The following is a 25,348-nucleotide window of genomic DNA, read 5'->3' on the forward strand; positions in this document are numbered from 1 at the left end:
CGATTAGGTTAGAAGTAGAGGTTGTCTACTAGCTTCTCGTTGACATAGAGCTCGCACTTATCGGCGGTGCTGCTCTTAGAAGATTGCACTATGCTCGCGATGGCGCCGAAGGCACCGCCTTGATTACCCAAAACAGAGCCGAAGTAGCAGTGGCTTCTAACAGCAAAGTCTTTGTAGTTCGCCTTAAGGTTTTGGGTTGGGGTGTAAGGGGCGAATCGGCCCTGCATGATAGGGTCGCCGTTGACGCTGAGGATCAAGATGTTTTTCTTGTCGTGGTAGCTGCCGTTAAATTTGAGCACTTTGCCATCGACTTCAACCGTCTTTTCCAGTGCCATGCGCGGGCCGGGATCTGAAGCGCAGGCGGTCAATAACAGGGCTAAGCTCAGGGCAGAGAGTGAAGCAATTTTCATTGATATAGTCCTTTATATGGGAATAAATTGTCCTGAGTGGAGGGAGGGCTTTGAAGACGAAATGTACATCAATATGCTTTATTCACAACCACTTAAAATAAGCCTTTAGGTTTATTTGTTTGCGATCCTATCGCAAAATATCGGCCGGAAACATTATTCTTTCGGGTGTATTTCGGCGGTTAAATCGGCGAAAAATATTTCCTCGCTCTGCTTGTCGAGACCAAGGTATTGGCTCAAGAAGACGGTATCGACCCATTTCAGATTTTCCAGCAGGTGATTGAGTGAGTTCATTGCGATGAAAAGTCCCGTTTTCTTCCCTTTAATGCTATTGCCATCCATGGTTTGTGCATTTGGTTAGCTCCTTGTTAAGTTGACGGCCTTATAGAAAATACTCTTTAAACAGCAAGCCAGTTACCGCCACAAGGGCGACTAAGGGAAAGGCGACAAACAGGCTACGAGCAACTATGGCCAAAGAGTGCCGGCGTTTTTGCAGCGTGATTGGGTAGTCGAAATAGACCAGCAGGTAAAGTAGTGGCTTAATCGGGAAGTAGAGGCTCTTTAAACAGATTGATTGGCCCGATTCGAGTGTGATGATGAGTTCACTGACATCGTAGCTGGTGCGCAGGTCGCGTGTGCTTGGCCAATAACGCACGCCTATCTCCTTTATGTCTCGTCGCTGAATTTCCACAGGGCCCGCTTTGGTATCGATAAGGCGACTGCCGGGAATGCTGAGCCTTTCAGCGTTAATTTGGCAAACTTGTTTTCCCCCTCGGCCATAGATGCTGGTAATAAACAGTTTTTTGAGGATCAGATAGCTTAATAGGGTGGCGATGTTTAGCGTAAGCCAGTCCTGGGGAAGCATCAGGCTAGGATTGATAAAGGGCAGAATGGCCAATGTCAGTGGGCCAATGAAAAAGAGTATTTCTAACGGTAAGGGCAGCGGATAGAGCAGCCTAGATGACTTAAGGCGAATGTTGCTGTCGCCAGTTAGTTGATTCTTTCCCTTGAAATCTGTGGTACCAAACCAGGGAGTGTCGTCAAGGGTTAGCTTTTCCATGCCTTTCGAGTCCTTTCAAGTCGGTTGGGCTTGTGATTGTGGTTATTTGAGTAAATTAATCATGTACCAGGAGTCGCCTTGCAGGGCAAAGCGGCAGAAGCCTGCCTTGGTGGCGGGGGCGTTGGTGGTGCGGTTGGTAGAATTAAAGGCGTAGTCGACCCAGACTTCCGTATCGTGTCCCCAGTGCTGAGCCGATTGCTTTACGGTATCATTCTCGGAGGTTTTGGCGTGCTCGAAGACTCTTACGCCTTCTATGGTAAAGTCATTGATGCCGCTATAGTTTTTCACAAATGCCCAATCATGGATCTTCTGGATAAAGGCTAAGTATTGCTCATCGTTAGCCTTAATCGGCATATAGATTTGCTTGAATAGTGCCAGATCTTTATTTGTGACAATGTCTGCGGCTTTAAGACAATTTGCCTTGGGAATAGTGACGTCAATTTGACCGTAGGCAAACGGAGTGCTCGCTAGCATGATTAGTGTGGTGAGCGGTTTTAACATGATTTCTCCCTAATAAAAAATGGCCCCTAGGGGCCATTTTGTCCTTTATTTATTGGCCTGTGGACACTCAGTTGGTGTCTCGGCTGCCATATCGGCATATTCAGCTTGCATTATCATGGGGTGTATCTGTGCTTTTAATGAAGCCGATTGCCCGGAATTGCCTGCGCCGCTGGCGATGGTGACTTTATAGGTCTTGTGAGTATTTGGACATAAGTCTCTACCCGTTAAGGTGTCGCCACTGACATTGGCAATATCACCAGCAAATTCAATGTAGTAGGTAGCAATACCATCGTCGGCACGAATACCCGTTAATTGCACTGTATGTTCACCTTCCTCCAGTGAGACATTCAGTGGACCCACCTTACGTTGAGGTTGGTTGTTGTCATACATCACCTTGTTATTGACCGACAATTTAAACACATCGTCGTTAAAGTTACCATTGTCACCAAAGGTGATCAGAAGCTGGCTGGGCCCAATAAAGGGGTATTGATTACTCAATACATCGGCTACTTCCACTGTGATATAACCTGTCACTGCACCATTGGGCACTATGATCACTAGGGTATCGGTAGTGGCCGATTTCACCGCGGCTCTAATACGTTCACCGTTAGCACCGCTAAAGGTAACCCGATTATCCATTGGTTGCTTACTAAAGCCGATACCGCTGATTTCTATCTCTGTACCGGGCGAGGCCTTATCTGGCGTTATATTGGTGATGGTGAGATCTGTGCCAATAAGTATTTCATAAGGCACTTCGGCGACCTCATCTCTGTGATGAACTTCGACTTTAAGCGGGCCGACGGCGTTCTCGATTTGGTCTATATCAGTCAGGTCGAAGGTTAACTCTGTTCCCAGTTTATTGACGCTAATGTAGGTGGTTTTTAGCTCCTCTTCACCCTTGCCCAGATCGAACACCTTCACTTCAGGTTTTGTATCGCTAAACACACCTTTAACTACGGCCATGCCGCTTCCTACTATGGTGAAACGCTTAGTTTCTTGGGTCTTCTCAATGGATCTTGGTGTGATATCTGAGGCTTTTAGACCCCAGGTCACGATATAGTCGAGCTTTGTCGGTACATCGACCAGATCGTCTATGGTTTTGGCCATATCGACCATAGAGTCGGCGAGCTTACTGGCTTCATATACCGAAGTGATGGTTCCCCAGCCAGGTATGAATTTTTGGGCGACCTTTTGCAGCATCTTGTTGATGAAGTATTTTTCGTCAACCTCAAGCGCGGTTAGTAGCGCCATGGTGACTGGACCATAGGAGGCGCGATTGGTTGGATCGGAGATCACCGCCTTGATCTCTTTGCTGTACAACTCTTTCCCTAGATTTGCGGCCAAGCTCTGCCAGTCGTCGAAACTTGGCTTGTCTTTGGCCATCAGTTTATCGATCTCAGTGCTGATTGTCGGTAGGTACTGATAGACGGCCTTGACGATTGCCAGAGCCGTTGCTTGTTTCTTGTATTTGCTGTCGTTGAGGTCAATTCCTGCTGCATCGAATAGGATGGAATAAAAACGAATGACGACATTATCAATAATGGTTCTTATCGCCAACATCTTGCGGGCATCTTGGGCGCGTTTATCGTAGGCCTCTTGTCCTCTAAAGCTAAATGGACTGGGCCCAAAAATGCCGTCAACACCTGGTGTGATGATCTGATATAAACAGTCTGTGTAGACACACTTATCGATAAGAGAATCGCTAGACCAGAGCGAAATACCTAACCAAGTACCAGATTGAGGCCCCATCATGCCCGAATCCCAAGGCGTAGTGATATGGTCCGCAATCGGTTTGTTGAGAGACTCTAGATCGGTGTTAATCTCTCCTGTCTTGCTATCGATAGGATAGACTCTGGCGCTCAAGTAGAGTTGGCTGCGATTCCTGATTTCAACGCAGCCATCGGCATTCAATACCTCATACCATTTGGGATCAACGCCTTCGCCACAGTTGTTAAGTATCTCTGTACTGTTTTCGGCGAAGGTCGTGGCCGCCATCGACATGTCGAAGGCTTGCCAAGTGCCATTGGTTTCAGGGTAGGAGACAATGCTGGGCTCAATAGCTGATAGCGATTGGTTGGTACTCGAGTTTGCCGCACTATGATTCAGTGAATTGAACATCGCCGCAGCAGGTGCTTTTGAAGATTTCAGTAAACCTTTCGTGGCTAATTCTGTTTTTATCTTTGACTCAAATTGGTTAAGTAAATCGTATGCTTCTGCTTTTCTCGCCTTATAGCCGAAGAAGCTGGTATCTCTGGTCAGCGCAGCCTTTGCCTCAACCAAATAATCTTGATATGCCTGTGTCGTCTGCACTGTTTGCATAAACTTTTCTGTGCTGACTCCTCTTGCTTCATAGTAATAGTTCATATGAAGCACCAGGCTTGCCAAGGCCGTCGATTCGAAGTTCAATGAAATACTGTCTTGGTTCATGGAATAGACGGTACTCAGGTAGGCTTCGAGTTGCCCGTTGGCATCATGGGTATAAGTGAAAATGATTTCAGCTTCGCTTCCCATCTTCTCAAGTTCGAAGCTATTGCCATCAAAGGCTTGGGCCATCTCGGGATAGATCCCCCCTATGGCAACCAAAGGTTTGGCTGACGCTTCGAGGACACGAACGGCTATCTCTTGGGTGATGATGAAGGTGATGGGATTACTTTGACCATGTGCGTTGCTGACCGAATAGCTGCCACCGCTTAACGATTCAGGCACTATGGTACTAATAGTGTTTTCGTCGATAAACTGTGCGTTGACAACTTGGTTGTTGAAGAAAACACTGGTGTCTTCATCAAAGTTGTCGCCACTTAGCGTTATCTGTTGGCCGGGTTTGAGGCTTCTTGGATTAGAACTCATGAGTAGTGGCAACGCCCCGTCTCCTATCTCAATCGGAAATGGGTCTGATTTGTTTGTACCTGCAACAATTGAGAGTTGGCCCTTACCCATGTCCTGAGGAAGTACAAAGGTTAGGTGGCTACGTAGTGATAAGTGTTCGATCTGCTTTGGAAATAGGTTGTAAATTCTGCCGTTTATATTCACTACTAAGAGGGTATTTTCAGACGCTTGAGAGAGCCCTTCTATCGTGAGTTCGAATTCGTCTCCGGCTCTGAGATAATTTTTGATCTTATTCTGGGCGAAGAGTGTGTGTAGTGATTCGATAAAGAGATCCCCAGGCTGGGTCCAAGAGACAATGTTGGCTGGGACTAAGCGCTGAACGTCATTTTTGTCGAATATATTGTCGTTATCGTCATCGATATCCAAGTGATCGATAAATTTATCATTGTCAGTGTTAGTTGGCGCATTGTTATTGCCGCTTTCTAACTGGTCATCGATACCGTTACCGTCGGCATCACGCTCGAGGAAGTTGGGGGCTCCGTCATTGTCCAAATCTTCCATGCCTTCGATAGCATCGTTGAAGCTATCGCCGTCTGAGTCGGTATCTAACCAGTTAGGAATGCCATCTCTGTCAGTATCTAGACCAAGACTAGCCAACGCCATAGTGAACTCTATCCCGTCGATAATGCCATCTTTATCTTGATCATTTTCGTTGATATCTGCCCCTAATGCGGGCTCTTTCGTATCGTCGAATCCGTCGATATCTTGATCGTTAAACATAGTCACCTGATAGGTGAGGTCACTGCCGCCGGCATAGTTCTCATCTATGATACTGAGCTGATAAGTACCTGGTGAATAGATAGGGAAGTTCACTACATAGGTATTGGCCTGAGTATATCGATATAGCTGAATGTCATTGATGACTAGTCCATCAGCGTCTGAAACATAAACCTGAGGCTTGAATCTTGCCGAAGGTGAGGTGAAATAGGCTGTGTAAGATTGTGGCTTATCGACGTGGAATTTGAAGAGATCGCCTTTATCAAACTCTGAGTCGATGACACCTTGTACTCTGACGCCGAGATCGATCTCAATAGGGGTGGCAACCGCCGGATTATCATTCGGTTCCTGTTCTACAAATAGAGGATAAGTACGCTTGCTGGCATCAAACGGATAGTCATCCAATTCATCTACCACGCCGTCGCCGTCTTCATCCCTGTTTTCCCAGGTGCCCACCAGAGGGGGATCTGTTGGATCGGTAGGATCCGTAGGGTCGGTCGGCTCAGTGGGGTTGGTGGGATCAACGGGGTCCACAGGATCTGTCGGTACCTGAGAGTTTGGGCCTTCTCCCTCTTTGAGTTCGCCGTTACACCCGGTTATTGCCAGGGTCGAGGTCAGCATGAGTGCCAGCCAATGTTGCTTGGTCAGGCGAGACGTGTGTTTCATTTTTTATATCCCTATAGTTTTACTAGGTCCAAAGTTGTTCAGTGTTGTTAAGCACTTTACATTCGAAATGGGGTCTGCATACGCATCAGTCCCTGAGCCGTGATTGCCAGGTAGGTATCTCCCGTTGTAACCCCTAAGACGTTGCAGGCCAGCTGCTCCCTGCTTTGGTTATACAGGGGGGAGGTGACTATCTCCTTAATGATGTAGTTGGCAAAGGGGACGATCAGCTTTTGGCACCAGCGCACCTCTATCTGTAGTAGGTTGGCGTCTTGCACATTCAGTTGTCGGTTATTGCCAACGTTCTTGGGGGCCGGGTCACGAAACATCAGGTTGTTGTTGGGGATCTCATAACGAGAGCCCGTGTCATATCGACTTCGCACCTTGAATTGGTCGAAGGTTTCCCTGTCTGGGCTGAGTATGGTGATCTGGCTCTGTACCAGGGTTGCGAGTCTTGCTTTGGCGTAGGCCTGTATCGTGTCGCTCGTGCCTGTGCCGTGGGCAAATAGCGGCATCATCCCCTGAGCCAGACCTTTGCGCATCTCATCAATATTGCCATGGTGCAGAGTGCCAGCGCGGACGGCGGCAACCGTGGCCGCATCCAATGTGCTCTTGCTGGTATAGATAAAGGCCCACTGCACGATCAACATCATGGCAACCAGAATGATGGGGATCAGAAAGGGCAGGGCCAGGCTGAACTCGAACATGCTCTGCCCTCGCTGTTTCGAGCGAGCCGCAATCATAGCCCTGCCTGCGCCGTGGTTTGTGGCTGACTCTGCAGCTGATTGAGGGCGTCCAGCAGCGCCTTGATCTGACGACCCACGGCGGAGTCGGCATCGCCCTGGTTGCTGGCGGTATTGAGCACATTGGTGGACTGCTTGATGCGCACCAGCCCCATGTTGTACCAGGCCTTCTGATTATTCGGCTCTAGTTCGATACAGCGTCGATAGGCGGCGATGGCGGCTTCATGACGATTGGTTCGGGTATAGATGTTACCCAGGCGAAACCAAGCGGGGGCATAGTTAGGCACACTCTTTAGCACCTCGAGGTAGAGGCTCTCGGCCTGATCCAGCATGGCCAGCTTGTAGGCGTGCTCCGCCTGAGACTGAATCGCCATGATCTGCTCATTGCCCTTGTGCTCCGGCTTCTGAGGCGTCGATGCACAGGCGCTGAGTAGTGCGGTAACGGCGACGAATAGCGAGAGGCGTATTAGTTTGCCCATTTCAAAATATCTCCGGGTTTTATCTGTTTGTGGGTAGAGTTGCCTGCCGCAAGCTCCAAGACCTGAGTGGCACCTCGGCAGGCACTGCTACGCCAGGGCTTAAGATTTCGGGTGATCTTGAGCACCTTATTGTTTTTATTGAGGTAGACGATATCGAGCGCATAGCGCATCCCCAGGGTATGCACCGAGCTGCAAGGTGCGATAAGCATCCCTTGCTCGTTAGAGAGGCGGCGGCGACCCAGTAGGCCCCTGAGTCTGAGCCAGGGGGTATCGGCCACGAAGACTTCGGTGATCGCCTGTCCGTCTGGGGTTTTCAGTGTGGTTTTCTTCATGTTAGAGCTCATAGATAAACTTCATGGCAATCGGGAAGGCCAAGATCATAAAAGTTACGGGAAAGATGAAGACGATCAGCGGGAAGACCAGTTTAACCGGCGCTTCCAGAGCCTTCTTTTCGGCGCGCTGAAACCGCTCTATTCGGCGTTGATCCGACTGGATCCTCAGCGTATGACCCAGGCTGGCACCGGTTCTCTCCGCCTGTGCCAGGGCGCTGACCAGGCTGTTGACCTCGGTCACCTGTACTCGATCGGCCATGTTACGAAACGCCTGGGCACGTGACATACCAGCGCGCATGTCGCGGATCACCTTCTCAAATTCGATTCGCAGTGGGCCAGCTGGGCCGCGCTCGACCGCCTGACTCAGGGCACCCGTCATGTTGAGGCCCGCCTCGATGGACATGGTGAGGTAGTCAAGATACACGGGCAGGCTCTTGACTATCATCCCCTGGCGTTTCTTACGCAGATCGTTGAGGGTCATCACTGGCAGAAAGTAACCCAGCACGGCGGCCAGCAGTAGATATTGAGGCACATAGGCGTCAAGCATGGCGCTACACACGATTGTCAGCCCCAGGCTAAACAGGGTGCTCAGAATGCGGATGGCAAAGTATTGCTCGGCGGTCATTATGTAGGATAAGCCTGAGACCTGAAGCTTTTTGGTAACCCGCTCCAGATAATCGACACTGAGGTTCTCACTGACATAGAAGGCCAGCAGGCGTACCAGAGGCCAGATAAGCTTAAGACCCGGCGATAGCGGGTCCATAAATTCACGGTTTTCCTTCGGTACCCTGTGGTAGATACGGGCGCAGCTTACGGCCAGGAAAACCAGGGAGATCACGAAACAAGCGACAATAAGATTGACCATGATTTTTCCTATACGTCTATCGCGACGATCTTACGGATCGACAGGTAACCACTGGTGAGCATAATGATGACCAGAGCTATCAGAGCCCAGCCCATAGGTTCGGTGAGAATACGGCCCATGGCGGAGGGCTCCATGTGATACAGCACAACGCCGATAAAGACGGGCAGCAGAGTCATCACTATGCCCTGCATCTTGCCCTGAGAGGTCAGTGCATCGATTTTGCCCTCCATCTCTATCTTGCGTCGCAAGGTGGCGGAGAGGCGTTGAAGCACTTCGGCTAGGTTGCCCCCGACCTCGCGGGAGATCTGCATGCCGGCGGTCACCAGCTGAAACTCCTCTTCCGGGATGCGTTTAAACATGTTGTCCAGCGCTGTGTTGAACTCCACGCCCAGACGCTGCTCGCGCAGGAAGAGCTGAAACTCCTGTTTGATCGGTGCCTCCATCTCTTCGGCCATAAACTCGATGGCGTTACTGACGTTAGCCCCTGATTGCATCGAGGAGGCGATCATATTGAGCGCATCGGGTAGCTGGTGGACAAACTTGCGGCGACGGCGCTTATGCAGGAACTGATAGGCGAAGCGCGGCAGCAGGGCCAGCACAATACTCAGCAAGATCCCCAGCACCCAGGAGCCGAAAAAGAGTCGAACCAGAAAAGGCACCGCCAACAGGGTCAGCATGTTGATGACAAATAGCTGTCTTGGCTCGATAAACAGAAACATATCGAACAGGTTGGTACGTGCCGAGCTGGTGAAGGTCTCCTGGTAGCGCTTGGCGAATCGGGTCGACAGATGCTTAAGCGCCCACACCAGCATGGTCACCGAGCCAAACACCAGTATGGCGGCGATTAATGGACTACTCATAGCGGCTATCCTTGTCGAAGATATCCAGACGCACTGTGACTCCTTGCTTTCTTAACTGTTCATAGAACTCGGGCAGGGTGCCGGTCGCCGTGTAATAGCCCTGTACCTTGCCCAGCTCGTTGAACCCCGTCTGCTGAAACTTGAAGATCTCTGAGAGCTGCACCACTGAGCCCTCGATGCCAGTGACCTCACAGATACTGGTGACCCGTCGTGAGCCGTCACTAAAGCGTGATTGTTGCACTATGATGTTGACCGCCGAGGTGATCTGCTCGCGAATAGCCATCACAGGTAGATCCATACCCGCCATCATCACCATTACCTCAAGACGTGAGATACAGTCCCTGGGAGAATTAGAGTGTGCTGTGGTGAGCGAACCGTCGTGCCCTGTGTTCATCGCTTGCAGCATGTCGAGGGCCTCGCCGCCACGACACTCACCGATCACCACGCGATCGGGACGCATCCGCAGGCAGTTCTTGACCAGGTCGCGGATCTCTATGGCGCCCTTACCCTCTTGGTTAGGGGGGCGGGCCTCGAGGGAGACCAGGTTGGGCTGGTAGAGCTGCAGTTCGGCGGCATCTTCCACAGTGACGATACGTTCGTTATCTGGGATGAAGTTTGACAGCACGTTCAGCAGGGTCGTCTTACCCGAGCCTGTCCCCCCTGAGATAACAACGTTGCGCTTTTGCTTTACGGCGATCTCGAGAAACTCCGCCATGGCGGGACTCATGGAGCCAAAGGCCACCAGATCGTCACACCCCAAGCGTCGCTGCATAAATTTACGTATGGTGATGCAGGGGCCCTTGAGCGCCAATGGGGGGATGACTGCATTTACGCGGGAACCATCCTTCAGGCGGGCATCCACCATGGGCGAACTCTCGTCGATACGTCGGCCTATTGGGGTCACGATTCGTTCGATGGCACCGAGTACCGCCTGATCGTCGGAGAAGGCAATATCCGACAGGTAGAGGTTACCCGCCTTCTCATAGAAGATCTGATCATGGCTATTGACCATGATCTCAGTGACATCCGGGTCGGCGATCAACCCTTCAAGTGGACCAAGGCCTATGGTCTCGTCCAGCACCTCTTTGGTTAGCGCGGAGATTTCGATATCTTCGGGCAACTTAAAGTTGTCGATGATCTGCTTGAGCAGCACCTCACTCTGGGCCCGCAGTTCGGTATCGCTCATCTCGTTAACGTTAACCCGGCGCAGATCCATCTGTTTGAGTAGTTCGGTATGCACCTTACGGCGCCACTCGTTGCGCCTCTGAATCTGGGCGCTCAACTCAGTCACCATCTCAGGCTTGGCCTGGTTTACTGTTAAGGATGCTGGTGCTACGGGGGCCATCGGCGCCGTTACCTGGGCTGGTGGCGGTGGTGTCTCTGTGGGGACGCTAGCTTGAAACTGCGGATCGCTGCTCTGCACTCTGAGCTGGTAATCGCCTACCTGAATCTTGTCATTGAGGGTGAGGGGGCCGAACTCCTGATGTTTTTCGTCGTTCACCCGTATGCCGGTACGACTCTTGTTATCGACGATAAAGATCCCCTGCTCATTTTGTCGCAGGGTGGCGTGATGCTTGGAGATCTTAAAGCCCCGAAGGACGATCAGCTGATCGGGATCTTTCCCCACACGGCATTCGCGGTGGATACACTGAAACTCGCCGACCTTAGTGCCCTTGGTGGTGCTGACTATGATGTTAAACATGAGCGGCTCCTAATCCAAGATGTAGAAAGCGTCGAGCTTGGTGGCTTCTTCCGCCATCTCTAGGCCGCGATTGAGCTGAGTGTCATGCTCCTCCTCTCCCGGATAAACCACTACAGGAGTGACGAAGATAACCAACTCAGTCTTGTCATCTTTAAAGTCGCGAGATTTAAAGAGTTCACCTAGGATGGGAATATCGCCAAGCAGAGGGAACTTGTTGACTATCTTAGACATTTCACTGTTGACCAGGCCTGAGATCACTATGGTCTCGTTGTTTCTCACGTTGATCACAGACTCGGTGCGGCGGGTCAGCATGCCTGGCACACCATCGACGGCCACCGAAGGGTCGATAGAGCTAACTTCGGCCATGACCCGGCTGACGATGTTTTGCTGCTCGTCGACTACGGGCTCGATATCCAACTTGATGCCGTATTCTTTATATTCGACATCTACAGCGCCTAAGCCGCTGACGCTGCGGATAGGGAATTCGCCACCGGCCAGGAAGCTGGCCGACTCGCCGCTGCGGGTGGTCAGGTTAGGCTGCGCCAGCAGACGGGCATCGCCCTTTTCAGACAGCAGTTGGATCTGGCTGCCGATGCCGGAAACAATACCCAGAGAGCTCCAGCCGCGGGTATCCAGCACGCCTATGTTTTTGGTTATGGCCTCAGTGAGCGCCTCGGTGTATTGTCCGGGTGAGGCGACGTTGAAGATGGGGTTGGCAGTAAAGCCTTTAGCCACGCCATAGGCCGGACCGGCCATGGAGGTTTCCCATTTGATGCCGACGTTGTTGAGGGTCGATTTATTGAATTCGACGATCTTGACCTGCATCTTCACCATGGGTGACATCGTCTTGGCAAACTTGAGGTATTTCACCAAGGAGACCACGTTCGGACCGGCTTCGAGGATCTTCTCTAGCTGCTCCTTCTGGGCCAGGTCGGCTTCGCCCTGAACGATGATCAGGCCATCGCTCTCCGAAACGGTGAGCGAAGGGAAGGCGGCAAGCATCTTTTTGACCATGGTGGTGGTGCGCAGGCTGTTGTCTGGGGTGACAGTGAGGCTGAGTTTGATCAGTTTGCCATCTTTTTGCCAAAGCTGTAGGTCTGTGTTGCCCGGAGCCTCGCCAATTAGCAAGACGCCCTTATTATCGACGACCTTGGCGCTGAGCACCTTGCCGTTACCCACCACGATGCGCTCAACGTTGGCGGCCTTATAGAGTTCGACTGCGCCGACATAGAGCTTCATAGGGCGGTTGTTGTGCGCCATGCTAGTAGCCGGCAACAGAAGGCAGATCCAAAAAAATGCGACAATTTTCAATGTTTTCATAGTACGGCTTTATCTTTTTGTTGGCTGAGTTGCTCTAGCATCTCTTTGGGAAGCGGGTAGGTTTGGGTACTGGTCTTGATGCCGTTGCCGCCGGTGATCACCTCGACGGTAAGCTCGTGGTTTTCTTCTTCGCGATTAAACAGCTGGCCTTCATGCATAGAGATAAACTCTAGTGCGCTAGACTCCTTCTGGTTTCTTAGCAGGGTGACGAAATCACCTTTCTCTTTGGCCAGCGAGACGCGCGCGGCGTCGTTAACCGACAGCGCTAGGGTCACTGTGTTATAGGCGTTGGGGTTGTCGTATAGGGTGTCGACCAACTCCGGATTGACATCTATGCTGCGTCTGCCGGTGGCCAGTACGGTGACATCCTCCAGCAGTAGCTGAAGTCTTTTTCGCTCACCATCGCGGCCCTCTTCTTTGAAGGCCAGCAGTAGGTCGATATGATCCGAGGGCACCAGCATGCCGGCACTCGAGTTAATCTCATCGATATCTATGGTGACGGCACGTTGGCCTTCTTTAAGAATGTCGGAGAACTGCGCCACCCGCATGCCAGGCAGATAGGTCTCGATCAGCGGGCGACCCGGTGCCATGGGTTGCAGCAACATCTGACCGGCGACCTCGCCGAAGCGGCTGGGGTGTATGGCATCTAGCGGCAGGGTATCTGCGCGGACTTGGCGTACAGACATGTTAGCCTGAGAGATGATGTCGCCCTTTTGCAGTGGCTGGGTGGCGACGATCACGTCGGCCATCTCTATGTTGTCCTTGGTTAACTCATCTCTGAGTTCCTGCTCTTTGGCAATAAAGTAGTTTTTGGTCGCCCATGCCGAAATACCACCTAATATCAAGGCAATAACTAGCAGCACCCAATTGAAGTCAATTGATTTTAAATTCATCGTCAAACCTGAAGTTAGTTGGGGAGTATCGAGAGCGATTTTGTGTAGGCAAACGCCGTATACCACTCGGTGAGGGCATCGGCGCAGAGAGCTAGCACATTGTCATCGTTGCTGACGGGGGTCAGTAGCGCGGCCACTAAGGCGCCGCATACCACCAGGTATTCGACGCTGGCCTGGCCTCGACAGCGGGTGTTGCTTAACTGCATGGGTTCATCATCCTTGTTTGACTTGATTGGTAACTATGTAAACTTGTGAATTGCGGGTGTCGAAACTGATGTCGACACTATTGGTTCCCTGGCTCATCTGTAGGGCGGCCTTACCCGATTGGGTATCGAGTATGGCCGTCTCTTCTACCCAGCCCCGCTGTTGGTAGTGACGGCGGTAGTAGTGATAGTTACTGGCCAGGCTGCGAGTGCTGCTGAGCACGATAGTGCGTCCCTGTTTGTAGAGGTCGCTAGAGGCGATATCCGACAGTACCGTGGCGCCGCTTGGCTGAGGAAAAGTGTTGCGTCTAACCTTAGCCAGCTCATTCTCTTCCATGTTTTTGGTGATACCGACAAAGGCGGTGACGCCATCAAACTGTTGGCTGATGCGAGCGGTCAACAGGTAGGGGGGCTGCAGGCTATTGATCACCAAGTCGCCGTTAAAGGGACGGGAATCGAAGCGTTCGCTATCCTTCTGCCAGGCCTTAGTAAAGAAGGCCGCCAGCTGGGATTGGGTTTGAGTGTCTTTCACCACCCAGGTCTTCATGGGGTAGCCGTTATAGCGCATCTCATCGGCGACTATCTCTACCTTGGCGGTGTCAGGAAAATCTATCTCAGGCCAGTCGCTTGCCTGTGCGAGGCTTGAGAATAGCGCGAGGATAAGCGGGAAAAATGATTTCATGGGATCAGCCTCCACAGTTCTTGGTGCCATAGGTACATAGGCGGTTGGCGGGCAGCACATCGGGCTCGACGAAACCTAGCTTCAGCGAGTTGGACTTGATCTCTTTGCCGAAGGGGATAATGCCGATGAGGTTCTGGGCGGTGCGGATCACACCGACATCCATATAGTTGGTCAGCACTAATCGTCTTACCCTGTTCCTCACATGGTAGGGGCCGGCGGCGTTCCAACCTGAGGCGAGCAGGGCGCTTTGGCCCTCGACGCTCAGGTTTAGCTCGTCAAATGGGCTCATTTCGAGGTTTTCCAGATCTGTCTTGACCTGGGTGCGATAGAACTGATCTCTGGGCAGTTTAAAGCCGGTAAAAGAGAGCATGCCAACGGCTTGCTCGACGCTCTTGCCATAGGTCCCAGGTGTTCCAGAACCTTGCTGGCTACCGCTAATTCTGGCGAGTTCCTGCTCATCCTTGGCCGACTCCTGCAGGTTCTTTAGCAGCGGGGATTCGCTGCCGTCGCGCTTTAGGGGGTACTTGAGTAGTGGGTGGGTATTGTTGTCCCAGCTCCACTGCTCCCGCTCGCGGGTCGCTATCTTGCGGCCATCTTGTTGGTAGAAGCGCCAGGGCAGGTATTTCATTTGCTCCGTCTCTGAGCGGATGGCTACATAGAGACCGCTACGGCTAGGCATTCTATCTGGCCGTCCCTCTTTCCACACGGTGCGCTCCCAGGCGTTATAGTGCGCGGCCTGATCTGCCCTGTGCTGGGCACCTGAGACCTTAGCGAGCAAGGGGAAGATGATAAGCACAGGGATAATCACAAAGCTGAGGCCCACCACGCTCTCGACCAGGGCTTGGCCCTTTTGTTTCTTGGTCATTAGAGCATCCTCGTCAAGGCCAGCACAGTGCTGCGCTCACCGTTGGTCGAGTCGGTCAGACGGGGCTGCCAGAAGGGGTTATAGAGGTTGCCATACTCGTGGCGACCATCTCGCCTGGCCCAGGAAGAGGTGATTTGCATCAGGTCTCTGGGGCGTGAGTAATAGGCCTGCGCCGTCGCCAGGGCCGTCATGCGATCGCCAAGCATCCGCTCATCGTTTGCAGGGTCGAGGCCATCGCCCACCAGTTTCACACTGCTTGAGGTGCCGACATTGTTGCGGCTTTTAGAGACCACTACGGCGATATTATCCGTCTGACTCTTCTTGTTAGCGCTGCTTGAAAGGCCAAAGAAAGGACGTACGCCATTATAGTCGCCACGGGTTTCCTGGGTATTGGCGGCCAATCGAGCTCCCCAGCGGTTAATTCTTCGACTGCTGCCCCAGGTTTGGCGATTGCCTACGCGGCGAATTTCGGCGCGATCATCCGAACTGGTTGAGCCCCAGCCAAGTGGGATCTCTCTGTATCCGCGCCAACGGCAACCGGACCAACTACAGCGAAATTTGGAGAGGTGGAAACTGATGGTGTCCATCGAGGTCCAGGATTCGGCCTGACCATTATCGTAAGCAATCAGATCGCTGCCGCCGGTTTTCTGAGTCTTCCAACGTAGGGGGAAGACGGTCATCGACCAGATGCCGCCCAATTTGTAAGTTCTCTTTTTACTGAAGGGATCACGGGAGGCCAGGGTCACGCCGATAAAATCTTTAAACTGGGTCTCTTTGCTCTTGGGGTTGCGACTGTGACGCTTCTGAAACGACATCCAGACATTCTTCACATCGACCAGTAGCTGTGGGTTTTGCATCAGATCCAAATTGGCATCGTTGTCATTGGCCTTGACCACCTTGCCAGCCGACTCGACACTGGAGACCATGCCCGCGTAGTGGATCACCTGCTGTGAGTTACTCAGGGTCCATAAGATAGCGTCTTCAGCATAGATCAAGCCTTCAAACACGGGTTGCGCCACCTGGTTGATGGTACCGACCGCCTTTTGGATGCCAGCGAGCACTTGCCCAAGATAAGGCACCCAGCAGAGGGTGGTACAGGCATTCTGCGCGAATTGGTCTGTCATGTTAAACCAGGAGGAGAGGCCGACCATCTGTGCGATGGCAACCTGATTGGCGACCGAGGCACGGTTGGTATATGCCTTGAAATTAAAGTCACGGGCGGCAAAGGTGGCGACGCTGTAAGCCGTGTTATCGGCGGTATTCTGTAGTTTGGTCGCGTTGAGGTTGACCTTGGCCGTGTTAAAACTGTAGAGCACAGACATGAGTGCGAGCGACATCAGCATTAAAGACAATGCCATGGCCTGCCCTCGCTGTTTGGAGCGCATGGTATTCGGTTTCATAGGAGTCTCTTGGCTAGTCGAAATGCTGGGGTTAATCTACGCCGCTACCTGACCCACTATCTGAGCCGGTCCCACCGCTGGCACTATTGGCTCCTTGGTCATAGCTGCCAAGGTTGTAGTCTTTGTTGGCGACGCCATCGGCACTGCTCGCTGCACCTTGCGCGGCGGTGATCTGAGAGTTAGCACTCTGACCAGAGACTTCGGCAGATAGGCCGGCCACTTGATTGCGCACCGTCTTGCCGAAGAAGCTGTAGACGCCAATTGCCGAGACGGCGATTAAGGCGACTATGATGATATATTCGGTCATGCCCTGACCTTTTATCTTTATCTTTTTCACCATAAGTTCCTTTTATGATAGATAGAAAGGCAAGTGCCTTGGCACTTGCCTTAGTCTTGACCACAAAACAATCTTGACCACAAAACAGGTTTAACGCTTGTCGGCTTACTTAGTGCCACCAGCGCTGCTGTTGGCTGCCTTATCGTAGCTACCTAGGTTGTAATCCTGGTTGGCAACTGAGTTGGCTGCGTCTGCCGATGTACCAGCGTTAGTGATTTGGCCACTGGCACTTTTACCTGACATCTCGGCAGACAGACCGGCGACCTGATTACGGATCGTCTTACCGAAGAAGCTATATACCCCGATGGCAGACACGGCAATCAGTGCGACAATGATGATATATTCGGTCATACCTTGACCACGTTGCTTTTTCTTTAACATCTCTTTTCTCCTTGAGAATATATTTTTAAGACTCGGTTATTTTATCGTCATAACCTAGTGTCTCAATTATCCCTAGGAATAATATTGCCCTGGATAACCTACCCGTTGTTATTATTTTATTACCTATAATTGGTTATATTTAACCAGGAGTTGTCCACGGCTCTTACAGTCGGTTTTTTTGTAAATGTTTTGTAAATGCATTTTGATGGTATTTATTGAAACATTCATTTTATTTGCTGCTTCTGAATTGCTCAGGCCCATACAGATAAAAGAGAGCACCTCTTTCTCCTTCTTGGTGATGCCTTGAAACAGTGCATGTTGCTCGGAGGATTTAGAAGGTTTTTGCTGTGTCTGAATATAGTGTGACAGGGCGCTCAAGCTGAAAAACAGGTTGCCCTCGAGGACATTATCTAACATCTGCATGATGGCATGTGCCGGGCTGCAAGCCTTGGTTGCTCCACTAAAGCCATGTTTTATAAGTGTTAGCTCGTCATCCATCGAGAGGTTTTCGCAGATAGCGATATGTTTACCCGCTGATAAAAGGTCTGGGTCTATCAGACCAAGTTCGCTTTGTACGTCTTTGAGGAAATGAAACAGAATTTTTGGGGTTTTCTGGGTGTTATTCCAAGTGGTCAAGGGGGTAATACTGGTATTGACCTTTAGATTGAGTAACCCAGAAATATTCTTTAATAGCTGAATATTTTTAGTCGATTTACTCAGGGTAAATAATTCACCATTATACATTTCACATCCTTATGAGATTTATAATGTACTACTTTGTTACTAATAGGGTGTATTTATTTTGCAGAGCGTAATACTTTATTATGAATAAATTATTAAACGCTCGTTTATTTTTCCGTATTCTATATAAGGAGGAATTAATATCAAGGGGGACGATTGATCATCTGTGTAAACTTGGTAGGCATCGATAATCAAGCATCTGTAAAAAAGTGGTATGCGTCTGTGCCTTAAGGAAGGTGGTGAGACAACACCTTGCGGCCTCACCTTTGACATGAGGCTAGTCTATCGAGATGAGCTTGAGCTGCCAGTCGGGAAGTTTTTCTTCAAGATCTGGCTTGATGCGCGCAAGGTCGCCGCGAATGACAATCACTGGCACATGATTAAAGGTTTGCTGCGCTAAGGCTTGTAGCGCCTCGGGTGTCAATTGCTGCCAGAGTAGGAGTCGGTCTACCCTAGAGTCCCTTTGTGTTTGCCGGGCGAGCGCTTGGCTATAGTCTTCCATGCGCTGGCTCGAATCATCCTGTCGCAATGCGATCTGGCTAAACTGAGAGGTCTGCAGCGCTTCAAATTCGGCCTGTGATGGTGGTGCATCGGCCGCCAGCGTTAGGTGATCTAAGATGCCACGAATGAAGGCGCCCGTGTGCTGTTGTTGAGTGGCGCCGTAGTATTTGAGAATTCGGGCCATAGGATTGTTGAAGCAGCGGCCGTAGATACCATAGGTGAGGCCGCGCTGCTCCCTGAGATCGTAATAAAGACGTCCCGAAAAGCTACGTCCGAGCCAGTGACTGAGGGCCTCACAGGCAAATGCCTCTTGGCTGCCAGCCTTGAGTGGCAGGTGATAGCCGATCCGCACCTGAGTCTGCACAGTGCCGGGCGCATCGATAATAAACAGCTGTTTGCCGTAGGGATTAAAGATATCGACGAAGTTTTCCTCGCGTTCTGCTGTCTTGCCCAGCTCGCTCAGACTGGCGGTAATTTGTTCCTTTGAGGGGCTATCAACTTCGTGTATCCCCTCTAACACCAGATGCCACTGGCTCTGAGCCTTGGTTTGCTCGACCAAAGCGAGTAGCTGAGGCAAGTCCAGATCTTGCTGTAGTGCCTTGTTATTTAATGCCTTATTGTAGGGGTGAGCGTTGCCGAGGATCTTCTCGGCCCAGACCTGTTCAATCTCGCTGCCGGTAAAGGCCTTGATATGCTTGTCCAGAGCCAGCTGGCGCCTGAGCTTGGCCAGATCCAGCTCGCGATAGGCATCTGGTGACCAGCTTTCTGCCAGAATATCGACCGCTTGCTGCAGTTCAGATGGCGGACATTTGAGGCTAAGGCGCAGGCTGTGAATGCTGGGGTGGATCGCCAGTCTTTCGATACAGGGCAAGTCGTGACGATTGGCAAATCTCAGGCGGAGTTGATCGAGCGCCCCATGCAAAACATCCAGGTTTTCATAAGGGGCATTTGGACTCACCGCTACCAGATGTATTCCGAGCAGTTGCGACGGGGGGCCTGGGAGTCGGTGCAAGCTTAAATTGGGCGACAGTGGCACAACCTCAGGTAATGTTATCGCCTCAAAGTTGGTTTGTATTACTGCTGGCGCATTGGTCGGTGCGGTAAAACTTGGGATCTTGGGAGCTTCTACTGGTGTAAAGGTCAGCTGGGTTTGCTGACAGCCACTGCTCCAGAGGCAGCAGCCGAGTAATATTAGCGAGGTTAGTCTCATAGCACTTTCTCCTCCAGCGAGTCAGATACGCCTTCGGGTAACCACTCTAATATCGCCTTGCCCCAACGAATGTACCAGGGGGGCAGTAGATCCAGACGGACATAACCCGGGCTCAGGTACTGTTGGGTGACTCTTTGGATATCCTCCGAAGTCACGGCTGCAATGCGCTCCCAGGGGCCCGAGAGTGGCTGCTTGAGATCCCTTTGCTGGCTACTGCTGAGCAGATTAGCCAGTCCCACGTCGTTGTCGAGTTTGCTCAGATGGCCTAATAGCCAGCGACGCTTGAGTTGGGTTAGCTCTTTGTCGGTGATCCCTTTGTCAGCCAGTTGGTCGACCATTTGGCTAATGCGCTGGCTAAGATCGTCGAGTGAAACCTTAGCCCTGGGCACCAAAATAAGATTCATCACGCCCAGATGTTCCATGGTTAGCGGGATGGAGTAATGCAGCAGGGTGTCAGGCGTCTTAAGCTGGTACTGCTCCAACATGCTAGTGCGATTTTGTAGCAGATAATCTTCGACTAAGGTGATCGCCGCCGCGTCTTTGTCCAAGGCGCCTACCGTGTGCCAGGCTAACAATAATCCCGGCCAGGGGCCGCGGCCATCGACTATCTCCCCTTGAACTGTGTGTCTGTCGACCTTAAGTGGTGTGAAATTGGCGAGCGGAGTCGTGGGCTTCTGCCAGGCGCCGAAATATTGCTCGACCCAGGTGCGTGTCTGTGTAGGCAGGTTGCCGACGATAGCCATCTGCATGGCATCGGGGCGATAAAAGTCATGATGAAAGCGGCTCAGGCTGGCAGGCGTGGCCGCGGAAACATCGTCAACCGAGCCGATCACGGCATGGCCATAGGGGCTGTCTTTTATCTGATTAAGCAGGAACTCCATGGCTGGGCGGATATAGGGTTGGTTATCTATCGTGGTGGCCATCTCTTCGAGCACGGTTTGCTGTTGATTGCGCACTGTCTCGTCGCTGAGTCTGGGCCGGATAAAGCGATCTGACTCGAGCCAGAGGGCTAACTCTAAGGCCTGGCTGGGCAGGTTGACATAATAGTTGGTGGCATCGAAGAAGGTACTGGCATTGAAGCGGCCACTGTAGGCACTCATGGTCTGGCTGTAACTATCACCCGGGGCATTTTCGCTGCCCTTAAACAGCATATGCTCGAACAGATGAGCGTATCCCGACTCTCCCTCGGCCTCGTTGCGCGAGCCGACGGCAAACTGGCTGGAGATGGCTACACTCTGCTTATTTGGCAGTGGTAGCAGATGGAGTTTCAGGCCGTTGTCCAACTCATGGTAGCTCAGTTGCTGCTCTAGCTGATAAAGCGGAGCGGCTAACGGCTCCAGGCTTGCCTCGTCAGCCATAGCACTTAAGCCTAGTAGACTAAGCAGGGCGATGAGCAGTGGTTGAGCGTGTCTAGAATTGGGCATCTTATTGTTATCAATGATATTCGAGTTATTTTAACCCTATCCGTTTTGCCAGGCGGTGTAAATTCCCCGAGTCCACTTCCAGCGCCCTGGCGGTGGCGGCCCAGTTGTCGTCATGTTGTGCCAGCGACTGTCGAATAAAGTCTGCCTGAAAGGCTTCGGTAGCCTGTTTGAGGCTGCCGCTATACTTGTGGCTGATGGTTCGGTTTTGGGTAGGGACGATGCGCGGCGTTGTGTTGGCAAATTCAAAATGTTCAGGATTGATCAGGCCATTGCTGCCTGATGACTGGGCTCTGGCCAAAATGGCGGCGCGGTAGATGCTATGTTCCAGCTCCCGGACGTTGCCGGGCCATTGATAGCCCTCTAACATCGTCAGACTGGCAGGGCTTAGTCTCAGTGTCTGTAGCCCAAGTTGCTGGCGGCAGCGCTCGACAAAAAAGCCGCTTAGCAGGGTGATATCTTGCTCCCGCTCTCGCAGTGGCGGCGCCACTAGAGGAAAGACACTCAGTCTGTGATAAAGGTCGGCACGAAAACGTCCCGCCAGTACCTCATTTTTCAAGTTTTTATTGGTGGCGGCGATGATCCTGACATCTACCTTGAGGCTGCGATCGTCACCTACCCGCTGCAGATCGCCATATTGCAAAACCCTGAGCAGCTTAGCTTGCAGCGTCAGAGGCAGCTCGCCTATCTCATCGAGAAACAGTGAGCCCTTGTCGGCCATCTCAAATTTACCGCTGCGATTGCTGACCGCGCCGGTAAAGGCACCTTTTACGTGGCCAAACAGTTCACTCTCGGCCACAGACTCGGGTAAGGCGGCGCAGTTGAGGTAAACCAAAGGCTGAGCGGCGCGCATGGAGCCTTGATGGATCTCGTGGGCAATCAGCTCTTTACCCGTGCCAGTTTCCCCCATGATCAACACATTGAGATCTGTTGGCGCCACTACGGCGATCTCCTGCTTGAGGCTGTTCATTACCTGTGAATGGCCAATGATCTCCTTGTTGCCCTCCTTGCTCTGGCCTGCGCTATCGCCTTTGTCCCACTGGGATTGCAGTGCTTGTTTCTCCAACTTGTCGATCAACAGGGCATTGTTGAGGGAGGCTGAGGCGATGGCGCTTATCCCTCTGAGCTGTTCGTTGGTGAAAGATTTAAACTGATCCGGGTCGAAACCGTCTATGGTTACTGCACCTATCAGGTTGCCATCGGCCAGCAGCGGCAGGCCGATACAGGCGTGGACGGTGAGGTTGTCGCCTTGGTTGGGGATCAGGCCATCGTAGGGATCGGGCAGATCGCTGTCGGCGGGAAAGCGCACCACATCACCAGCGCGGGCGATCGCCTCGAGCCTGGGGTGCTCATGCAGTACAAAGCGACGTCCCAGTACATCTGGGCTCAGGCCATTGATGGCCAGGGGAGTAAACTGCTGTCCTTTGAACTCCAGTAACGCGGCGGCGTCGCACTGCATGCTTTCCCTGATGGTATCGAGCAAGCGCGAGAACCTGTCATGATTGGACAATCCCGAGGTGATATCTAACGCCATACGCGTCAGTTGGGTTTGACTTAATGCCATGGGGTCTCCGAAATGTAGCGCCTATGCCAAGGCATATCCTTCTTCGTTGGCATGCAGCGGCTGTATTAGGATGAAGTATATGTCAATTTAACAGTAATGTTTATTGTCATTTTTACACTTACTTTGAGGGTAAAAAGGGGTCGATATGACCCCTTTGTCGAGTGATGTTAGGCCTTATGCTTTAGCCGATAGCGCTGCATCGGCCACAGGCTCAGTGCCTTTAGCACTAATGGCCTTCTTGATGATGTCGAACAGGAAGGCACCGAGGAACAGACCGCCTGCACCGAAGACGACGTCACCTGGGACACGCATCCAGACCAAGGTTTCTACCAATGGGCTGTGGATCACCTCTGGTGAGCGGGCGAACCAGTAGCCGTTTTCGATGACGGCGAAGAACTGAGTCAGACCGACAGGTAGCAGTGACATGAAGACCATGGCTGCGAGACCAATATTTAGGCTCCAGAAGGCACCTTTAAGCAGCTTCTCATTCCACTGGATATTGCCCGTCAGACCGCGCAGACAGAAGAGCATCAGACCAACACCCAGCATACCGTACACGCCCATGAAGGCAGCGTGGCCGTGAGTTGCCGTGGTGTTCAAGCCTTGGATAAAGTAGAGCGCGATAGGTGGGTTAATCAGGAAGCCCAGTACACCGGCACCGACTAAGTTCCAGAAGGCGGTCGCGACGAAGAACATGATGGCCCACTTATAACGTATCATCCAAGGGCTGGCGTTACGCATACGGTAGCTTTCGATGGCTTCGAAACCGATCAGGGCTAGTGGAACGACTTCCAGTGCCGAGAAGATAGCGCCCCAGGCGATAACACCTGTTGGTGTACCAGTGAAGTACAGGTGGTGCAGGGTACCGATAAGACCACCAGTGAGGAAGATAACCGTGGCGAAAAGTACGGCGCCGTTGGCGCTGCGGGCACGGATAAGTCCAAGACGCACTAGCATCAGGGCGATTACCGAGGTAGCAAAGGTCTCGAAGAAGCCTTCAACCCATAGGTGAACAACCCACCAACGCCAGTATTCGGCTATGGCTAAGTTAGTGTGTTTACCCATGAAGAGACCGGCACCGTAGAATAGACCGATGGCAACACAAGAGGCGTACAGCACCCAGATCACGGGGCGCATTTCGCCTTGTTGTTTAAGGGCTGGACGAATAGAGGCGGTGACCAGTGCAAGCCAGATCAACAGACCCGCCAGTAACAGTACCTGCCATACACGACCGAGATCGATATATTCGTAACCTTGATGACCGAAGAGGAAGTTAGTGTCTAAGTCGAAGTACTGCTGTACGCCGATCCATTCACCAGCCATAGAGCCTAGCACCACAACAACCAGCGCCACCCAGAGAACGTTGACGCCCAGGCGTTGGAACTTAGGCTCGTAACCCGACAGCGCAGGTGCTATGTAGAGGCCGGTGCCAAGCCATGCGGTGGCAATCCAGAATACCGCGAGCTGAGTGTGCCAAGTACGGGTGACAGAGTAAGGCAGTATTTCCGACAGTGGGATACCGTAGAAGTTTTGGCCTTCGACCGCATAGTGGGCCGTGATACCACCTAAGACTATCTGCAACAGGAAGAGTCCCACGGCAGTGACGAAGTATTTACCAACGGCCTTTTGTGAAGCGGTAGGCTTCTTAAGGAAGAGTGGATCTTGGTCCGCTGGTGTTGGCAGTGGCTCATGCTTACCCGATGCGTGATGCCAAACCAGGGCACCGATACCGGCGATCAGGGTGACAATACTTAAGATTGACCAGACGATGTTGTCTGAGGTCGGAGTGTTACCCAGCTGAGGATCGAATGGCCAGTTGTTGGTATAGGTGTAGTTTTGACCGTCACGTTCGGTAATTGCCGCCCAGGCGCCCCAGAAGAGGAAGGCATTAAGCTGCTGACGACGCTCAAGGTCAGGCACTGTGCCTTCTTTCATGGCGTACTGTTCACGCAAAATAGACAGTTCAGGGTCGTCACCAAAGAGTGACAGATAGTGCTCTGAGACTTGCTCTATGGCCAGAATACGCGTGTCTGACAGGCTGATGCTAATGTCGCCATTCGCTTGGGTTGTCAGGGTATTACGACGCATATCTTCACGAAGTGACTGCTCTAGGCCTGCTTGTTTGATTGAATCCAACTCATTAAAGGGGCGGTTATACTGCGCCTTGGCGGTGATATCCAGCCAGGCCTGCGCCTCTCGGTGCAGCCAGTCGGCGGTCCAGTCTGGGGCGACATAGGAGCCATGACCCCAGATGGAACCCAGTTGGTGTCCGCCCATAGAGCGCCAAACCAGTTGACCACGCTCAATATCGTTTTGGGTGAACAGGGGCTGTCCCTGAACATCGGTAAAGGCAGTGGGAATAGGAGGTTTTTCGCGATAGATGTCACTGCCTATGCTCAGCAGGACAGAGAAGGAAGCGATAAGTACTATTAAGAGTGCTATCGCCGTTAGCCGTTGTTTATTCATAGAGCCTCTCAGCGCAATATAATTGTTGGTGTGGAGTACTCTGCTATAGCAGCTAACGTGCCACTATTTTAAACTTATGATTTTAAATGATTTACTATCTATTGGTGTCTTATTAATTTGTCATTATGACAATCGTTATCAAGTGTAAA

The 25,348-nt window shown here is 51.8% G+C and carries 24 protein-coding genes; all 24 read right to left on the reverse strand.

What is annotated here, in order from left to right:
- Positions 1–8: 8 nt before the first annotated feature.
- Positions 9–410: a hypothetical protein gene (locus L2712_RS08240; RefSeq protein ID WP_033538685.1), complete on the reverse strand. Its 402-nt coding sequence runs from the start codon at positions 408–410 to the stop codon at positions 9–11.
- Between the two features lie 153 nt (positions 411–563).
- Positions 564–701, reverse strand: coding sequence for a hypothetical protein (locus tag L2712_RS08245; RefSeq protein WP_248977462.1), 138 nt, complete (start codon positions 699–701; stop codon positions 564–566).
- Between the two features lie 88 nt (positions 702–789).
- A complete protein-coding gene (locus tag L2712_RS08250; protein ID WP_248977463.1) occupies positions 790–1,467 on the reverse strand; it encodes a hypothetical protein in 678 nt (225 codons plus the stop codon).
- Positions 1,468–1,509: 42 nt separating this feature from the next.
- Positions 1,510–1,968, reverse strand: a complete 459-nt coding sequence (locus L2712_RS08255; protein WP_248977464.1) for a hypothetical protein — start codon at positions 1,966–1,968, stop codon at positions 1,510–1,512.
- Positions 1,969–2,013: 45 nt separating this feature from the next.
- Positions 2,014–6,237, reverse strand: a complete 4,224-nt coding sequence (locus L2712_RS08260) for an IPT/TIG domain-containing protein (protein ID WP_248977465.1) — start codon at positions 6,235–6,237, stop codon at positions 2,014–2,016.
- A gap of 56 nt (positions 6,238–6,293) precedes the next feature.
- Positions 6,294–6,977 (reverse strand): TadE/TadG family type IV pilus assembly protein, encoded by a 684-nt coding sequence (locus tag L2712_RS08265; protein WP_248977466.1) that lies wholly within the window; start codon positions 6,975–6,977, stop codon positions 6,294–6,296.
- Positions 6,974–7,456, reverse strand: coding sequence for a tetratricopeptide repeat protein (locus L2712_RS08270; protein WP_248977467.1), 483 nt, complete (start codon positions 7,454–7,456; stop codon positions 6,974–6,976). The genes L2712_RS08265 and L2712_RS08270 overlap by 4 nt, the downstream gene beginning before the upstream one ends.
- Positions 7,444–7,788: a DUF192 domain-containing protein gene (locus L2712_RS08275; protein WP_248977468.1), complete on the reverse strand. Its 345-nt coding sequence runs from the start codon at positions 7,786–7,788 to the stop codon at positions 7,444–7,446. Before L2712_RS08275 ends, L2712_RS08270 begins: the two co-directional genes overlap by 13 nt.
- Before the next feature lies 1 nt (position 7,789).
- Positions 7,790–8,653: a type II secretion system F family protein gene (locus L2712_RS08280; protein WP_248977469.1), complete on the reverse strand. Its 864-nt coding sequence runs from the start codon at positions 8,651–8,653 to the stop codon at positions 7,790–7,792.
- Positions 8,654–8,661: 8 nt separating this feature from the next.
- A complete protein-coding gene (locus L2712_RS08285; RefSeq protein WP_248977470.1) occupies positions 8,662–9,513 on the reverse strand; it encodes a type II secretion system F family protein in 852 nt (283 codons plus the stop codon).
- Entirely contained in the window at positions 9,506–11,215 is a 1,710-nt protein-coding gene (locus tag L2712_RS08290; protein ID WP_248977471.1) for a TadA family conjugal transfer-associated ATPase, read from the reverse strand. Before L2712_RS08290 ends, L2712_RS08285 begins: the two co-directional genes overlap by 8 nt.
- A 9-nt stretch (positions 11,216–11,224) precedes the next feature.
- Complete coding sequence (locus tag L2712_RS08295; protein ID WP_248977472.1) at positions 11,225–12,475, reverse strand: type II and III secretion system protein family protein; 1,251 nt, start codon at positions 12,473–12,475, stop codon at positions 11,225–11,227.
- Positions 12,476–12,531: 56 nt separating this feature from the next.
- Entirely contained in the window at positions 12,532–13,428 is an 897-nt protein-coding gene (gene cpaB, locus L2712_RS08300) for a Flp pilus assembly protein CpaB (protein WP_248977473.1), read from the reverse strand.
- Between the two features lie 14 nt (positions 13,429–13,442).
- Positions 13,443–13,634, reverse strand: a complete 192-nt coding sequence (locus L2712_RS08305; RefSeq protein ID WP_248977474.1) for a hypothetical protein — start codon at positions 13,632–13,634, stop codon at positions 13,443–13,445.
- Between the two features lie 7 nt (positions 13,635–13,641).
- Positions 13,642–14,313, reverse strand: a complete 672-nt coding sequence (locus L2712_RS08310; RefSeq protein ID WP_248977475.1) for a hypothetical protein — start codon at positions 14,311–14,313, stop codon at positions 13,642–13,644.
- 4 nt (positions 14,314–14,317) lie between these two features.
- The gene (locus tag L2712_RS08315) at positions 14,318–15,178 is read right to left on the reverse strand and encodes a hypothetical protein (RefSeq protein ID WP_248977476.1); all 861 of its coding nucleotides are present in this window, start codon (positions 15,176–15,178) and stop codon (positions 14,318–14,320) included.
- On the reverse strand, positions 15,178–16,578 hold the full coding sequence (locus L2712_RS08320; RefSeq protein WP_248977477.1) for a hypothetical protein: 1,401 nt from the start codon (positions 16,576–16,578) through the stop codon (positions 15,178–15,180). The genes L2712_RS08315 and L2712_RS08320 overlap by 1 nt, the downstream gene beginning before the upstream one ends.
- A gap of 31 nt (positions 16,579–16,609) precedes the next feature.
- Positions 16,610–16,918 carry a Flp family type IVb pilin gene (locus L2712_RS08325; RefSeq protein ID WP_248977478.1) on the reverse strand — a complete coding sequence of 103 codons (309 nt, stop codon included), beginning with the start codon at positions 16,916–16,918 and terminating at the stop codon, positions 16,610–16,612.
- A 102-nt stretch (positions 16,919–17,020) separates the two neighbouring features.
- Entirely contained in the window at positions 17,021–17,296 is a 276-nt protein-coding gene (locus tag L2712_RS08330; protein WP_033538670.1) for a Flp family type IVb pilin, read from the reverse strand.
- 123 nt (positions 17,297–17,419) lie between these two features.
- Positions 17,420–18,040, reverse strand: a complete 621-nt coding sequence (locus tag L2712_RS08335; RefSeq protein WP_248977479.1) for a helix-turn-helix transcriptional regulator — start codon at positions 18,038–18,040, stop codon at positions 17,420–17,422.
- 274 nt (positions 18,041–18,314) lie between these two features.
- On the reverse strand, positions 18,315–19,748 hold the full coding sequence (locus L2712_RS08340) for a M16 family metallopeptidase (RefSeq protein ID WP_248977480.1): 1,434 nt from the start codon (positions 19,746–19,748) through the stop codon (positions 18,315–18,317).
- Positions 19,745–21,172, reverse strand: coding sequence for a M16 family metallopeptidase (locus tag L2712_RS08345; protein WP_248977481.1), 1,428 nt, complete (start codon positions 21,170–21,172; stop codon positions 19,745–19,747). Before L2712_RS08345 ends, L2712_RS08340 begins: the two co-directional genes overlap by 4 nt.
- A 25-nt stretch (positions 21,173–21,197) precedes the next feature.
- Positions 21,198–22,733 carry a nitric oxide reductase transcriptional regulator NorR gene (gene norR, locus L2712_RS08350; protein ID WP_033538666.1) on the reverse strand — a complete coding sequence of 512 codons (1,536 nt, stop codon included), beginning with the start codon at positions 22,731–22,733 and terminating at the stop codon, positions 21,198–21,200.
- Between the two features lie 174 nt (positions 22,734–22,907).
- Positions 22,908–25,199: a nitric-oxide reductase large subunit gene (locus L2712_RS08355; RefSeq protein WP_248977482.1), complete on the reverse strand. Its 2,292-nt coding sequence runs from the start codon at positions 25,197–25,199 to the stop codon at positions 22,908–22,910.
- Between the last annotated feature and the right edge of the window lie 149 nt (positions 25,200–25,348).

The organism is Shewanella marisflavi, assembly GCF_023283925.1.
GTDB classification, from domain to species: Bacteria; Pseudomonadota; Gammaproteobacteria; order Enterobacterales; family Shewanellaceae; genus Shewanella; species Shewanella marisflavi.